This window comes from Cupriavidus necator (assembly GCF_013141915.1).
Classification (GTDB): Bacteria; Pseudomonadota; Gammaproteobacteria; order Burkholderiales; family Burkholderiaceae; genus Cupriavidus; species Cupriavidus necator_B.
Map to the genome: position 1 here is coordinate 22,168 of NZ_SROX01000010.1, position 13,912 is coordinate 36,079.

Genomic DNA, 13,912 nt, shown 5'->3' on the forward strand with positions numbered 1-13,912 from the left:
GGCGCATGCCCAACATGAACCCATTGAAAGACTCAGCCCGCAGCCAGTCGCCCGCCGCCCGCCGCAGCGGTGCCGCCACGCTGCGCACACGCATGGCGCGGCTGCGCCCGTCGGTGCCGCAGGCGTGGCGGGAACGCTTCGACGCCTTCTGGTCGGCGCGCAACCCGCGCGAGCAGGCCATCCTGGCCGGCGGCGCCGCGGTGCTGGCCCTGGTGCTCGGCTACCTGGTGCTGTGGGAGCCGGCCGCCGAGGGCCGCGAACGGGCCGCGCGCAACCTGCCCCAACTGCGCGCCGACCTGGCCGAGATGGAAACGCTGGCGCAGGAAGCCCGCGGCCTGAAGGCCACGCCGGCGCCATCGCTGCGCGGCGATGCGCTAACCGAGGCGCTGCAGGAAAGCCTGGGCCAGTACGGTCTGAAAGCCACTCGGCTGGCCGCCGGCGCCGACAACAGCGTGCAGGTGCAGCTCGACAAGGTCCCGTTCGGGGCGGTCAGCACCTGGCTGCAGGACGTGCGCCAGCAGCAGCGCATGAAGGTGATCGATGCGCGCGTGGTCTACGTCGGCGCCACGGCACTGGTGAACGTGACCGCGACCCTGCAGGGTCCGGGCGGCCGCAGCTGATGGTGCGGCTGGAGACCCTGCGCCTGCCGCGGCGCGCGTTGCGCCAGCCGGCCGCCGCGCGGCGCCTGCGCTGGCTCGGGCTCGCCCTGGCGAGCGCCGCGCTGACCACGGTGGCAATGCTGCCGGCGGCATGGATCGCCGCGCGCGTCGCCACGCAGACGCAGGGGCGCGTGTTGCTGGCCGATGCCAGCGGCTCGCTGTGGCGCGGCAGCGCCACCCTGGCGCTGTCGGCTGGCGCGGGCAGCCAGACCGCCACCGTACTGCCTGGCCGGCTGCATTGGACGCTGGCGTTCTGGCCGCTGCTGACCGGCACCGCACGGGTGGTGCTGACGCATTCCGAGGCCATGGCCGCGCCCGTCGCGCTCACCGCGACGCCCGGCGGCTGGACCGCGCAAGCGGGCGCCATGCGGCTGCCCGCTTCGCTGCTGGAAGGCGTGGGCGCACCGTTCAACACGCTGCGCCCGGACGGCCTGATGCGGGCGGACTGGTCCGCGCTGCAGGGCGGCTTCTCCGGCAAGGGCTTGACCGGCCATATGACGCTGCGCATCGAGCAGGTGTCGGCCGCGGTCAGCCGGCTGCGCCCGCTGGGCAGCTACCGGGCCGAGATCGACTGGACCGGCGCAGGCGGCGGCAAGCTGCAACTGAGCACCATCGAGGGCCCGCTGTACCTGGAAGGCAGCGGCACGCTCGGGCGGCAGGCGCGCTTCGAGGGTACCGCGCATGGCGACCCGGAGGCCGCCACGCAGCTGACCAGCCTGCTGAGCCTGCTGGGACGACGAGATGACAATGTGACTAGGCTGCGTTTCTGATGCCACGCAGAACGCACAGCCCACGGAAATAACTATGACCACCCACGCCAACCGACCTGTTTTCAAGACCGCCTGCGCCCGCGCCGTGGCATTGCTCTGCGGGCTCTCCTTGCTGGCGCCCGCGCCGCTGTGGGCCCAGCCCGGCGCGCCCGCCGCGCGTACCCAGGCCACCCCGCCGGCGCCGCCCGACGTGACGCCCGCCAATCGCGACCAGGTGGTGCTGAACTTCGTCAACGCCGACCTCGATTCCGTGATCAAGGCGGTCGGCCAGGCCACCGGCAAGAACTTCGTGATCGACCCGCGCGTGAAAGGCACCGTCAATCTCGTCACCGAGCAGCCGGTGTCGCGCGCGCAGGCGCTGCAGACGCTGGGCTCGGTGCTGCGCATGCAGGGCTATGCCATGGTCGAAAGCAACGGCTTCACCAAGGTCGTGCCCGAGGCCGATGCCAAGCTGCAGGGCTCGCCCACCGTGATCGGCGGCAGCCCGAGCCGCGGCGACCAGGTGGTGACCCAGGTGTTCCGGCTGAACTATGAGTCGGCCAACAACCTGGTGCCGGTGCTGCGGCCGATGATCGCGCCCAACAACACCATCACCGCCTATCCGGCCAACAACACCCTGGTCATTACCGACTACGCCGACAACCTGCGCCGCATCGCCCGCATCATCGCCGCGGTCGATGCGCCGGCCTCGGGCGAGGTCGAACTGGTGCCGCTCAAGCACGCGCTGGCCAGCGATACCGCGGCTGTGCTGCAGCGGTTGCTCGATCCCGCTGCCGCAGGTGCCACCGGCGGCGGCGCGGCGGGCGTCGACGCCAGCCTGCGCACCTCGGTGGTGGCCGAGCCGCGCAGCAATTCGCTGATGATCCGCGCCACCAGCCGCGCGCGCCTGCAGCAGGCGCGCCAGCTGATCGAGAAGCTCGACCAGCCCTACGCGCGCCCCGGCAACATCTGGGTGGTGCCGCTGAAGAACGCCGATGCCATCAAGCTGGCCGCCACGCTGCGCGCCATCGTCGCCGCCGACAGCAGCTTCGCCACCGCCACCCAGCCCGGCGGACAGGCTGGCGGCATTGGCGGCGCGGCGGGCATGACCAATGTCTCGACGCCGACGGGCGGCCAGTTCACCGGCGGCGCGACCACCGCCCAGACCGGCATGCGCAGCGGCACCGGCACCGGCGCCGGGGGCGGCAGCGGCGGCGCCTATGGCAACTCGGCCTTCGCCGCCTCGTTCGGCACCAACACCCAGCCGACCACCGGCGGCATCATCCAGGCGGACCCGTCCACCAACTCGCTGATCATCACCGCCAGCGAGCCGGTCTACCGCAACCTGCGCGGCGTGATCGACGACCTCGACGCGCGCCGCGCGCAGGTCTACATCGAGTCGATGATCGTCGAGGTGACCGCCACCCAGGCGAGCGAACTCGGCATCCAGTGGCAGGGCCTGATCAGTTCGCCCGGCGGCAACAACAACGTCTTTGCCGGCACCAATTTCGGCACCGGCGGGCAGAACATCCTGAACCTGTCGCTGGCTGGCGCGCTGTTCGACAGCAACCGCACCGCCGGCATCGCCGCGGCGCAGGGCCTGGTGCAGGACGTGGGCGGCCTCAACCTGGGCATCGTCAACAAGGCCATGGGCCTGGGCGCATTGCTGCGCGCGCTGGGCTCCAACGGCAGCGTCAACCTGCTGTCGACGCCGAACCTGATCACGCTGGAGAACGAGGAAGCCAAGATCCTGATCGGCCAGAACATCCCGATCACCACGGGTTCCTACGCCCAGACCGGCGGCGCGGCCTCGGTCACGCCGTTCCAGACCTTCGACCGCAAGGACGTCGGCATCACGCTGCGGGTGAAGCCGCAGATCACCGACGGCGGGCTGGTGAAGATGCAGATTTTCCAGGAGTCGTCGTCGGTGGTGCAGGCCACCGCCAACCTGATCCAGGGCCCGACCACCAACGTGCGTTCGATCGAAACCAACGTGCTGGTCGACGACGGCCAGATCATCGTGCTGGGCGGCCTGATCGAAGACTCGTACGGCGATGGCGTGCAGAAGGTGCCGCTGCTGGGCGACATCCCGCTGATCGGCGGCCTGTTCCGCTACGAGAACAAGAACCGCTCGAAGACCAACCTGCTGGTGTTCCTGCGCCCCTATGTGATGCGCACGGCCGGCGCCGCGGACCGCCTGACCGCGGACCGCTACGACTATATGCGCGCGCAGCAGCAGGGCTTCGTATCGCCTAACATCATGGTGCGGGACACCAACACGCCGATGCTGCCGCCGGCCGACGCGCCCTCCACCCCGTTCGTCAACCCGCGCACCAACGGACCCGTGGCAGGCCCGCTGCCGCTGCCGCAAACGCTGCCGCCAGGTTCGCAGCAGCCCGGCGTGCCGGGTCAGCCGCAGCCGCTGCAGGCCGTCCCGCAACCGCAGCCGGTCCCGCAACCGGTGCCCCAACCCGCGCCGCCAGCGCCGGCAAACGCCCCGCAGCCGCTCAACCAGCGCGGCGAAGCCGCACTCCCGTACTGAGGCCCGTCATGGCCAGCGAAGTCCAAACCGCCCTTCCCGCCGGCCCCAACCCGCCGGCCGAACTCGAGCCACCCTCGCCGATGGCGGCGCGGCTGGTCTCATACGGCTTTGCGCGCGAGGCGCCGCTGCTGATTGCGCACCAGCGTCCCGATGGGCTGGAGGTGTGGGTCAGCCGCGCCACCTCGCCGACCGCGCTGGCCGAAGTGGCGCGCGTGCACGGCGCGCTGCGCCTGCGCGTGCTGGAGCCCGAGGCGCTGGAGCATGCCATGTCCGACGCCTATCACCGCCAGGACGGCAGCGCCGCGCAGGTGGTGGGCGAGGTCGAGGGCGAAGTCGACCTGTCGCGCCTGATGCAGGACATCCCGGCGGTGGAAGACCTGCTGGAATCCGAAGACGACGCGCCGATCATCCGCATGATCAACGCGCTGCTGACGCAGGCGGCGCGCGAAGGCGCCTCGGACATCCATATCGAGCCGTTCGAATCGTCGTCGGTGGTGCGCTTCCGCGTCGACGGCACGCTGCGCGACGTGGTGCGTCCCAAGAAGGCGCTGCACGGCGCGCTGATCTCGCGCATCAAGATCATGGCGCAGCTCGATATTGCCGAGAAACGGCTGCCGCAGGACGGGCGCATCACGCTGCGCGTCGGTGGCAGGCCGGTCGACGTACGCGTCTCGACGCTGCCCACCGGCCACGGCGAGCGCGCGGTGCTGCGCCTGCTCGACAAGGAAGCGGGCCGGCTGGACCTGGCCAAGCTGGGCATGGCGCCCGACACACTGCGCGGCTTCGACCACCTGATCCGCCAGCCGCACGGCATCGTGCTGGTGACCGGGCCGACCGGCTCCGGCAAGACCACCACGCTGTATGCCGCGCTGTCGCGGCTGGACGCGCGCACCACCAACATCATGACGGTGGAAGACCCGGTCGAGTACGACCTGGACGGCATCGGCCAGACCCAGGTCAACCCGCGCATCGACATGACTTTCGGCAAGGCCCTGCGCGCGATCCTGCGCCAGGACCCGGACGTGGTCATGATCGGCGAGATCCGCGACCTGGAAACCGCGCAGATCGCGGTGCAGGCCTCGCTGACCGGCCACCTGGTGCTGGCCACGCTGCACACCAACGACTCGGCTTCGGCGGTAACGCGGCTGGTCGACATGGGGATCGAGCCGTTCCTGCTGTCGTCGTCGCTGCTGGGGGTGCTGGCGCAGCGGCTGGTACGCCGCCTGTGTCCGCACTGCAAGCGCGAGGAAGTGATCGAGGTCACGCCGGCCGAGGCCGAGATCCTGCACGCGCAGGGCAAGCCGCTGCAGACGCTGTGGCATCCGGTCGGCTGCGACAAGTGCGGCCAGTCGGGCTACCAGGGGCGCATGGGGGTCTATGAACTGCTGACGGTCAATGACGAAATCCGCACCATGATCCACCGGCAGGCACCGGAATCGGAGATCAAGCAGGTGGCGCTGGCGCACGGCATGCACACCATGCGCGGTGACGCGCAGCGCTGGGTCGACAGCGGCGCGACCTCGCTCGAGGAAGTGCTGCGCGTCACGCGCGACTAAGGCGGAGCCGCCGGATGCCAGCTTTCCGCTATGAAGCCGCCGACGCCGCCGGCAAGACCGACCGCGGCGTGATCGAGGCCGACAGCGCGCGCCAGGCGCGCGGCCAGTTGCGCGCGCGCGGCCTGACGCCGCTGACCGTCGACGCGCTCGCCGGCGCCGGCCTGGCGCCGCGCCGCGGAGGCCAGCTGTTCGCGCGCAAGCTGTCGACGCAGGAGCAGGCGCTGTTCACGCGCCAGCTGGCCAGCCTGATCGTGGCCGGCCTGCCGCTGGACGAAGCGCTGGGCGCGCTGGCCGACCAGGCCGAGCGCCCCTATGTGCATGAACTGCTGGCCGGCATCCGCGCCGAGGTGATGGGCGGCAGCGCCCTGTCGGTGGCGCTGGCCCAGCATCCGCGCGACTTCCCCGAGATCTACCGCGCGCTGGTCTCGGCCGGCGAGCACTCCGGCCACCTGGGCGTGGTGCTGGAGCGGCTGGCCGGCTATATCGAGTCGCGCAACACGCTGACCTCCAAGATCCGGCTGGCCTTCACCTATCCGGCGATCGTCACGGTGGTGGCGTTCGCGATCGTGATCTTCCTGCTGTCGTATGTAGTGCCGCAGGTGGTGAGCGTGTTCGCCAACACCAAGCAGAAGCTGCCGACGCTGACCATCATCATGCTGTGGCTGTCGGACTTTGTGCGCAACTGGTGGTGGGCCGCGCTGGCGGTGCTCGCCGTGGCCGCGTTCAGCATCCGCCGGCTGCTGCGCCAGCCCGCGGTGCGGCTCGAATGGCACCGCTGGCTGCTGACCGCGCCGCTGCTGGGCAAGCTGGTGCGCGGCTACAACACCGCGCGCTTTGCCGGCACGCTGGCGATCCTGGTCTCGGCGGGCGTGCCGATCCTGCGCAGCCTGCAGGCCGCTGGCGAGACCCTGACGAATGAGGCGCTGCGCGCCAACGTGGAAGACGCCAACACGCGCGTGCGCGAAGGCGCCTCGCTGGCGCGCGCGCTGGCGGCGCAGAACCAGTTTCCGCCGGTGCTGGTGCACCTGATCCGCTCCGGCGAAGCCACCGGCAACCTGCCGATCATGCTCGAACGCGCCGCCCAGGGCGAGGCGCAGGAACTGGAACGCCGCACGCTGTTCCTGACCAGCCTGCTGGAACCGCTGCTGATCCTGACCATGGGCGTGGTGGTGCTGCTGATCGTGCTGGCGGTGCTGATGCCGATCATCGAGATCAACCAGCTGGTGCGGTAAGGCCGCTGGCGCTGGCATACGGGCAACGCTCGCATTGCCTGACGCCCCGGGTGAGGGCCTCCCCTCTCCCGCGAAGTGGGAAAGGGGTTGGGGGAGAGGGCGGGAGCCCCCACGAAGTCAGGCGCATCGTGCTTGCCGCACGCCTGCCCTCTCCCCCGGCCCCTCTTCCGCAAGCGGGAGAGGGGAGAAAACCAGGGCCCGCTTTACTCGGCTTTCTTGCTCGGACGCTTGCGCGTCTTGCGCGCCGGTGCCGGCGCCGGTGCGGCCTCGGCCTCCGCGGCGGCCGCTTGCGGTTCCGCTTCCACCGTTGCCGTCAGCACAGTCGTGCCCGGCGCCGCGAATACCGACTGGTCGATCGGCCACGGGGTCTCGCTCAGCGTCACTTCCGGCCGGCGTGCCGCGCGCTTGCGCGCGCCAGTGGGGTTGCCCGCTTTCGGCTCCGGGTCCGGCTGCGGCGCCGCTTCCAGCGGCGGCACCGGTTGCGGCTCGGCCTCGGCCTGCACCGCATCGGCCGCGACAAAGGGCGGCTCGGCTGGCGCCAGAACCTCCGGTTCGGGGGCGGCCGTCTCCGGCGTCGGCAGCGGCTCGACCCCGCGGGCGGGCTCCAACGCTTCGGCCGGCGCGGGCGCGGGCTGGCGGCGTGCCGGTTCGGCATGCTGGGCAGGCGGCTGCGGCGCGCGCTGCTGCGGTTCGCCGCCGCCCTTGGCGCGTTTCTTCAGCCGCACCCAGATCGTCTTGTTGTTGCCGCCGTTACGGGTTTCCACTTCGAACAGGCCGGTGGCCAGCACCAGTTCCGACAGCTTGCCGTAGCCGTAGTTGCGGGAGTCGAATTCCGGCGCCTGCTTGGCGATGTGGTTGCCCATGCTGCCCAGCGTGAGCCAGCCGTCTTCGTCCGACACGGCCTGCGCGGCATTCTGCAGCAGGCGCACCAGGCGCGAGTCCTGGCGCAGCTCGCCGGTGCTGCGCTTGCGCGTGGGGGCGGCGGCGCCGTCGGCGCCGTCCGCGCCTTCGGTGTCGACCTCGGCGCGCAGCACGTCGGAGTAGATGAACTTGTCGCACGCGGTGACGAACGGCTTGGGCGTCTTGCGCTCGCCAAAGCCGTACACGGTCAGGCCCTGCTCGCGGATGCGCGAAGCCAGCCGGGTGAAGTCACTGTCGCTGGAGACGATGCAGAAGCCATCGAAGCGCCCGGTGTAGAGCAGGTCCATGGCGTCGATGATCATGGCGCTGTCGGTCGCGTTCTTGCCGACGGTGTAGCGGAACTGCTGGATCGGCTGGATCGAGTGCGACAGCAGCCGCTCCTTCCAGCCGGCCAGGTTGGGTCGGGTCCAGTCGCCGTAGATGCGCTTGACGGCGGCCACGCCGTACTTGGCGACCTCGGCCAGCAGGCCTTCGACAATGGCAGGCGCCGCGTTGTCGGCGTCGATCAGCACGGCCAGGGTTGCGGTGCCCTGGCGAGGGGAATTGGTCATGTTCGGATATTCGCTGGTAGGCCCGCGTCAGGGCGGGCGGTCAAGAGTCCGGGTTGCACCAGGATGGCAACACAGATATGACGGAGGCGAGACTGCCTGGCGTCGGCACGGGCCGTCTCGATGCAACGCAGTGTACACGCGAACCCCTGTCCATACGGGAATTCACGGCCGGTACGGGCACGCTTTGTGCTGCATTGCAAGGTACCGTCGATTTTGTGGCGGTGCTACCATGCCGCGCAGAGACAACAGCCGTCCGGCGCCTTCACAAGAGGCCCCGGACGGCTGCCCACAACTGTAAGTGTCGGCGATCCCGACAGCACGCCCATAGAGGAGCACGCATGAATGCCCCCCTGACCTCTCCGGTCAGCGACGCCATCCGCCAGGCGCTCGCCAACGTTTCCCTCGAAGACAAATACACGCTCGACCGCGGCCGCATCTATATCAGCGGCACGCAGGCGCTGGTGCGCCTGCCGATGCTGCAGCAGGAGCGCGACCACGCCGCCGGGCTCAATACCGCCGGCTTTATCTCCGGCTACCGCGGCTCGCCGCTGGGCGCGCTGGACCAGTCGCTGTGGAAAGCGAAGAAACACCTGGCCGCGCACAATATCGTGTTCCAGGCCGGCCTGAACGAAGACCTCGCGGCCACCTCGGTATGGGGCTCGCAGCAGGTCAACATGTATCCCGATGCGAAGTTCGACGGGGTCTTCGGCATGTGGTACGGCAAGGGGCCGGGCGTGGACCGCACCGGCGACGTGTTCAAGCACGCCAACTCCGCCGGCTCGTCGAAGCACGGCGGCGTGCTGGTGCTGGCCGGCGACGACCACTCCGCCAAGTCTTCGACGCTGGCGCACCAGTCCGAGCACATCTTCAAGGCCTGCGGCCTGCCGGTGCTGTATCCGTCGAACGTGCAGGAGTATCTCGATTACGGCCTGCACGGCTGGGCCATGAGCCGCTACTCCGGGCTATGGGTGGCGATGAAGTGCGTGACCGATGTGGTGGAATCGTCGGCCTCGGTGGAACTGGATCCGCACCGCGTGCAGATCGTGCTGCCGGACGACTTCATCATGCCGCCGGGCGGCCTGAACATCCGCTGGCCCGATCCGCCGCTGGAGCAGGAAGCGCGGCTGCTCGACTACAAGTGGTACGCCGGGCTGGCCTATGTGCGCGCCAACAGGCTGGACCGCATCGAGATCGATTCGCCGCACGCGCGCTTCGGCATCATGACCGGCGGCAAGGCTTACCTGGACACGCGCCAGGCGCTGGCCGACCTGGGCCTGGACGATGCCACCTGCGCGCAGATCGGCATCCGGCTGTACAAGGTCGGCTGCGTGTGGCCGCTCGAAGCGCATGGCGCGCGCGCGTTTGCCGAAGGCCTGCAGGAGATCCTGGTGGTCGAGGAAAAGCGCCAGATCATGGAGTACGCGCTCAAGGAAGAACTGTACAACTGGCGCGACGACGTGCGCCCCAAGGTCTACGGCAAGTTCGACGAGAAGGACAACGCGGGCGGCGAATGGTCGATCCCGCAGAGCAACTGGCTGCTGCCGGCGCACTATGAGCTGTCGCCGGCGATCATCGCCAAGGCCATCGCCACGCGCCTGGACAAGTTCGACCTGCCGGTCGACGTGCGCGCGCGCATCACGGCGCGCCTGGCGATCATCGAGGCCAAGGAAAAGGCACTGGCGACGCCGCGCGTCGTGGGCCAGCCCAAGGCCGAGCGCAAGCCGTGGTTCTGCTCGGGCTGCCCGCACAACACCTCGACCAACGTGCCCGAAGGCTCGCGCGCCCTGGCCGGCATTGGCTGCCACTACATGACGGTGTGGATGGACCGCAATACCAGCACCTTCAGCCAGATGGGCGGCGAAGGCGTGGCGTGGATCGGGCAGGCGCCGTTCGCTGGCGACAAGCATGTGTTTGCCAACCTGGGCGACGGCACCTACTTCCATTCCGGCCTGCTGGCGATTCGCGCGTCGATCGCCGCGGGGGTCAACATCACCTACAAGATCCTGTACAACGATGCGGTGGCGATGACCGGCGGCCAACCGGTGGACGGCCAGCTATCGGTGCAGGACATCGCCTGGCAGGTGCACAGCGAGGGCGCGAAGAAGATCGTCATCGTCAGCGACCAGCCCGAGAAATACAACGCGGCGATCCAGTTGCCGCCAGGCATCGACATCCATCACCGCGACCAGCTCGACAGCGTGCAGCGCGAACTGCGCGAAGTGCCGGGCTGCACCGTCCTGATCTACGACCAGACCTGTGCCACCGAGAAGCGCCGCCGGCGCAAGCGCGGCACGATGGAAGACCCGCCGCGCCGCGCCTTTATCAACGACGCGGTGTGCGAGGGCTGCGGCGACTGCTCGGTCAAGTCCAACTGCCTGTCGGTCGAGCCGCTGGAAACGGAGTTCGGCACCAAGCGGCAGATCAACCAGTCGTCGTGCAACAAGGACTTCTCTTGCGTGAACGGGTTCTGCCCGAGCTTTGTCACGGCCGAGGGTGCGCAGGTGCGCAAGCCGGAACAGCACGGCGTGTCGATGGACAGCCTGCCCGCGCTGCCCGAGCCGGCACTGCCGGTGATCCGCCGCGCCTACGGGATCCTGGTGACCGGCGTGGGCGGCACCGGCGTGGTCACGATCGGCGGCCTGCTCGGCATGGCCGCGCACCTGGAGAACAAGGGCGTCACCGTGCTCGACATGGCCGGGCTGGCGCAGAAAGGCGGCGCGGTGCTGTCGCACGTGCAGCTGGCCGGGCGCCCGGACGACCTGCACGCGACCCGCATCGCCATGGGCGAGGCCGACCTGGTGATCGGCTGCGATGCGATCGTGTCCGCCACGGACGAGGTCATCTCCAAGACCCAGGCCGGCCGCACCCGGGCCGTGGTCAACACCGCGCAGACGCCGACCGCCGACTTCATCAAGAACCCGAAGTGGCAGTTCCCGGGCCTGTCGGCCGAGCAGGACGTGCGCAACGCCGTCGGCGAGAAGTGCGATTTCATCAACGCCTCCGGCCTGGCGGTGGCACTGCTGGGCGATGCCATCTACACCAACCCGCTGGTGCTGGGCTACGCCTGGCAGAAGGGCTGGATCCCGCTGACGCTGCAGGCGCTGGAACGCGCCATCGAGCTGAACGGCGTGGCCGTCGAGAAAAACAAGGCGGCGTTCGACTGGGGCCGCCATATGGCGCACGACCCCGAGCATGTACTGTCGCTGACCGGCAAGCTGAAGAACACCGCCGAAGGCGCTGAGGTGGTCAAGCTGCCCGCCTCGACCGGCGCGATGCTGGAGAAGCTGGTGGCCCGGCGCATGGCACACCTGACCGCATACCAGGACGCCGCTTACGCACGGACCTACCGCGAAGCGGTCGACCGCGTGCGCGTGGCCGAAAGCACGCTGCTGGGCAGCGGCAAGGCGCTGCCGCTGACCGAGGCGGCGGCACGCAACCTGGCCAAGCTGATGGCGTACAAGGACGAGTACGAAGTGGCGCGGCTCTATACGGATCCGGCCTTCCTCGACAAGCTGCGCGCACAGTTCGAGGGCGAGCCCGGCCGCGACTACCAGCTCAACTTCTGGCTGGCACCGCCGCTGAACGCCAGGCGCGACGACAAGGGCCACCTGGTCAAGCGCAAGTTCGGCCCGTCGACGATGAAGCTGTTCCGCGTGCTAGCGAAGATGAAGGGGCTGCGCGGTGGCATGTTCGATATCTTCGGCAAGACCGCGGAGCGCCGCACCGAGCGCGCGCTGATCGGCGAGTACCGTGCCTTGCTGGATGAACTGGTGGCGGGCCTCAATGCCGCCAACCACGACACCGCGGTGGCGCTGGCCAACCTGCCCGACGATATCCGCGGCTTCGGCCACGTGAAGGAAAACAACCTGAAGGCGGTGCGCGCGCGCTGGGCGAAGCTGCTGGAGCAGTTCCGCCATCCGGAGACGGCGCAGCGGGCGGCCTGACGGCGAGGACTTCTGCGAGGCCCCGCGGTTTTCTCCCCTCTCCCGCTTGCGGGAGAGGGGCTGGGGGAGAGGGCAGGAGTATCTGGATGCGTGGTGCCTTGCCAGACCACCCCTCACCCTGCCCTCTCCCCATGTGGGGAGAGGGGAACACCATGGGTCGGCATGAGTCGTCGCGTTACGCCTGCGCCAGGGTGGTCTCTCCCGGCTTCACATACATCGAGTTCTTCGGCTGCGACAGCACCCTGCGCACCATCGGCTCGAAGAACGACAGCGGCAGCGTGTCGTAGTCCGTCATGAACGCCGCCGCATCGTACTTGCGGCAGAACTCGGCGGTGCGTTCGAACAGCTCCGGCTGGCCTCGGTACTGCTCGCGCAGGTTGCGATCCAGCCCCAGGTGATGGAAGAAATAATAGCCCTGGAACACGCCATGCTTTTCCACCATCCACAGGTTTTCGGCGCTGACGAAAGGCTTGAGGATGGCGGCGGCGATATCGGGATGGTTGAAGCTGCCCAGCGTGTCGCCGATATCGTGCAGCAGCGCGCAGACCACGTATTCCTCGTCCTGGCCGTCGCGGTGGGCCAGCGTCGCGGTCTGCAGCGAATGCGTGAGCCGGTCCACGGGGAAGCCGCCGCAGTCGCCGTCGAGCAGGCGCAGGTGCGCCAGCACCCGCTCAGGCAGCGCCCGAGCGAACGGCATGAACTCGGCCGAGATGGCGGCCCAGTCCTCGCGGGTGCCGTGTTCCATATGGCTGAAGGTGGCGCGTGCGGGCGCGTGGGTGTCGCTCATGCGGGTCTCCTTTTGTGGGCGTGCTTGGCATGCCGCCATCGTGGTGAAACGGCTTGCAGGCATTGTGGCACCCGTGGGCCGGACTACACTGTCAAAAACCAAACAATGTGCCGTCATATTGCGGCGCACCAGTCGGACCTTGGTAGAACGGTACCCATCGCAAGGAGACAATGATGACCTTCAACGGAAGCTGCCATTGCGGCAACATCGCCTTCGCGGTCGAAGCCGACAGCATCCCCAGCGTGATCCGCTGCAACTGCTCGATCTGCCGCCGGCGCGGCCACCTGCTGTGGTTCGTGCCGCGCGCGACCTTCAAGCTGGAGACGCCGGAGAGCAACGCCTCGACCTACCGCTTCAACACCATGAAGATCGCGCACCGCTTCTGCCCGGTGTGCGGCTGCGGCCCGTATGCGGACGGCCAGGACAAGGACGGCAAGCCGATGGCCGCGGTCAATGTGCGCTGCCTGGATAATGTCGACCTGGACAGCCTGAAGGTCATCGACTATGACGGGCTCCACCACTGACGCCGTGTTCCGCATCCTCGGCATCGACCACCTGGTGTTGCGCAGCGCCGATGTGGACGCGCTGCGGCGCTTTTATGTCGACGTGCTCGGCTGCAGCATCGAACGCGAGCAGGCTGACCTGGGCCTGACCCAGCTGCGCGCCGGCAGCGGCCTGATCGACCTGGTCGCGCTGGATGGCCCGCTGGGCCGCGCGGGCGGCGCCGGGCCTGGCGCCGAAGGCCGCAACCTCGATCATTTCTGCCTGCGCATCGACCCGTTCGACGCCGCGGCGCTGCGCGCGCACCTGGCACGGCATGGCGTCGACGCGGGCGAAGCGGCGCAGCGCTTCGGCGCCGAAGGCAAGGGGCCGTCGCTGTATGTGCAGGATCCCGACGGCAATGTGGTCGAGCTGAAAGGACCGCCGACGCCGGTGACCGCACAGTAACGCGCGACGCCGCCGGCAGCGCG

The 13,912-nt window shown here is 69.2% G+C and carries 10 protein-coding genes; 8 read left to right on the forward strand and 2 right to left on the reverse strand.

Features of this window, described 5'->3' with window-relative positions; all coding sequences use genetic code 11:
* Positions 1–14: 14 nt before the first annotated feature.
* From E5S69_RS18745 to gspF, 5 genes are read left to right on the forward strand one after another with little or no spacing between them, the layout of a single operon-like run.
* Positions 15–620, forward strand: coding sequence for a type II secretion system protein M (locus E5S69_RS18745; protein WP_171516147.1), 606 nt, complete (start codon positions 15–17; stop codon positions 618–620).
* Positions 620–1,429 (forward strand): type II secretion system protein N, encoded by an 810-nt coding sequence (gene gspN, locus E5S69_RS18750; RefSeq protein ID WP_171516148.1) that lies wholly within the window; start codon positions 620–622, stop codon positions 1,427–1,429. The genes E5S69_RS18745 and gspN overlap by 1 nt, the downstream gene beginning before the upstream one ends.
* A gap of 34 nt (positions 1,430–1,463) precedes the next feature.
* Entirely contained in the window at positions 1,464–3,950 is a 2,487-nt protein-coding gene (gspD, locus tag E5S69_RS18755) for a type II secretion system secretin GspD (protein WP_171516149.1), read from the forward strand.
* A gap of 8 nt (positions 3,951–3,958) precedes the next feature.
* Entirely contained in the window at positions 3,959–5,506 is a 1,548-nt protein-coding gene (gene gspE, locus E5S69_RS18760) for a type II secretion system ATPase GspE (RefSeq protein ID WP_171516150.1), read from the forward strand.
* A 14-nt stretch (positions 5,507–5,520) separates the two neighbouring features.
* Positions 5,521–6,738 carry a type II secretion system inner membrane protein GspF gene (gene gspF / locus E5S69_RS18765; protein WP_171516151.1) on the forward strand — a complete coding sequence of 406 codons (1,218 nt, stop codon included), beginning with the start codon at positions 5,521–5,523 and terminating at the stop codon, positions 6,736–6,738.
* A gap of 203 nt (positions 6,739–6,941) precedes the next feature.
* Here gspF and E5S69_RS18770 read toward each other — a convergent pair whose 3' ends face one another.
* Positions 6,942–8,210, reverse strand: coding sequence for an NYN domain-containing protein (locus E5S69_RS18770; RefSeq protein ID WP_171516152.1), 1,269 nt, complete (start codon positions 8,208–8,210; stop codon positions 6,942–6,944).
* Between the two features lie 338 nt (positions 8,211–8,548).
* On the opposite strand from E5S69_RS18770, the gene E5S69_RS18775 reads away from it, so the two are divergent.
* Complete coding sequence (locus tag E5S69_RS18775; protein WP_171516153.1) at positions 8,549–12,154, forward strand: indolepyruvate ferredoxin oxidoreductase family protein; 3,606 nt, start codon at positions 8,549–8,551, stop codon at positions 12,152–12,154.
* Positions 12,155–12,329: 175 nt separating this feature from the next.
* Here the strand turns inward: E5S69_RS18775 and E5S69_RS18780 are convergent, their stop codons facing one another.
* Complete coding sequence (locus tag E5S69_RS18780; RefSeq protein ID WP_171516154.1) at positions 12,330–12,941, reverse strand: HD domain-containing protein; 612 nt, start codon at positions 12,939–12,941, stop codon at positions 12,330–12,332.
* A 173-nt stretch (positions 12,942–13,114) separates the two neighbouring features.
* Between E5S69_RS18780 and E5S69_RS18785 the strand changes: the two genes are divergently transcribed.
* A complete protein-coding gene (locus E5S69_RS18785) occupies positions 13,115–13,465 on the forward strand; it encodes a GFA family protein (RefSeq protein WP_171516155.1) in 351 nt (116 codons plus the stop codon).
* Between the two features lie 4 nt (positions 13,466–13,469).
* Positions 13,470–13,889 (forward strand): VOC family protein, encoded by a 420-nt coding sequence (locus E5S69_RS18790; RefSeq protein ID WP_171516293.1) that lies wholly within the window; start codon positions 13,470–13,472, stop codon positions 13,887–13,889.
* The last annotated feature ends 23 nt before the right edge of the window (positions 13,890–13,912 follow it).

Bases quoted from the DNA above. Each gene is read 5' to 3' on its own strand.
- gspF (WP_171516151.1), top strand. From the start codon at position 5,521: ATGCCAGCTTTCCGCTATGAAGCCGCCGACGCCGCCGGCAAGACCGAC.
- gspD (WP_171516149.1), top strand. From the start codon at position 1,464: ATGACCACCCACGCCAACCGACCTGTTTTCAAGACCGCCTGCGCCCGC.
- E5S69_RS18785 (WP_171516155.1), top strand. From the start codon at position 13,115: ATGACCTTCAACGGAAGCTGCCATTGCGGCAACATCGCCTTCGCGGTC.
- E5S69_RS18770 (WP_171516152.1), bottom strand. From the start codon at position 8,210: ATGACCAATTCCCCTCGCCAGGGCACCGCAACCCTGGCCGTGCTGATC.
- E5S69_RS18745 (WP_171516147.1), top strand. From the start codon at position 15: ATGAACCCATTGAAAGACTCAGCCCGCAGCCAGTCGCCCGCCGCCCGC.
- E5S69_RS18780 (WP_171516154.1), bottom strand. From the start codon at position 12,941: ATGAGCGACACCCACGCGCCCGCACGCGCCACCTTCAGCCATATGGAA.
- gspN (WP_171516148.1), top strand. From the start codon at position 620: ATGGTGCGGCTGGAGACCCTGCGCCTGCCGCGGCGCGCGTTGCGCCAG.
- gspE (WP_171516150.1), top strand. From the start codon at position 3,959: ATGGCCAGCGAAGTCCAAACCGCCCTTCCCGCCGGCCCCAACCCGCCG.
- E5S69_RS18775 (WP_171516153.1), top strand. From the start codon at position 8,549: ATGAATGCCCCCCTGACCTCTCCGGTCAGCGACGCCATCCGCCAGGCG.